Source organism: Pseudoflavonifractor phocaeensis (genome assembly GCF_016901735.1).
Classification (GTDB): domain Bacteria; phylum Bacillota; class Clostridia; order Oscillospirales; family Oscillospiraceae; genus Pseudoflavonifractor_A.
Genome location: NZ_JACLZC010000212.1, coordinates 1 through 421 on the forward strand (window position 1 = coordinate 1; position 421 = coordinate 421).

The window sequence follows — 421 nt, forward strand, 5'->3', positions numbered from 1 at the left end:
TGTTTATGCTGGTATTGCCAACCTTGGTCGGAATGGAGGATTAACCCTGTTCCATCCGGTATTGTTTCAAAAGCCTGATCCAGCATGGCAGTAACCATACCCAGAATCGGTCGGTCAAAGATGGCATAGCTCACCAAATACCCGTTGTGCAAATCCAGGATTGGAGAAAGATAGAGTTTCTGGCCAAATAGGCTGAACTCTGTCACATCGGTAACCCATTTCTGGTTTGGTTTTTCCGCATAGAAATTCCGATTGAGCAGATTCGGTGCAATTTTCCCCACTTCACCCTTGTAAGAGCGATATTTCTTGATTCTGACACGGCAAACCAATCCCAGCTGCTTCATAAGACGCTGTACCGTCTTGTGGTTCAGATGAATCCCTCTGTTGTACAGCGCTGTGGTAATACGGCGGTAACCATACC

The 421-nt window shown here is 46.6% G+C and carries 1 protein-coding gene; it reads right to left on the reverse strand.

Translation table 11 applies throughout. The features are described 5' to 3' along the window. Positions 1-421 (reverse strand): IS3 family transposase (locus H7U37_RS15320; RefSeq protein ID WP_204877025.1); only part of this gene is annotated, 421 nt, incomplete at both ends.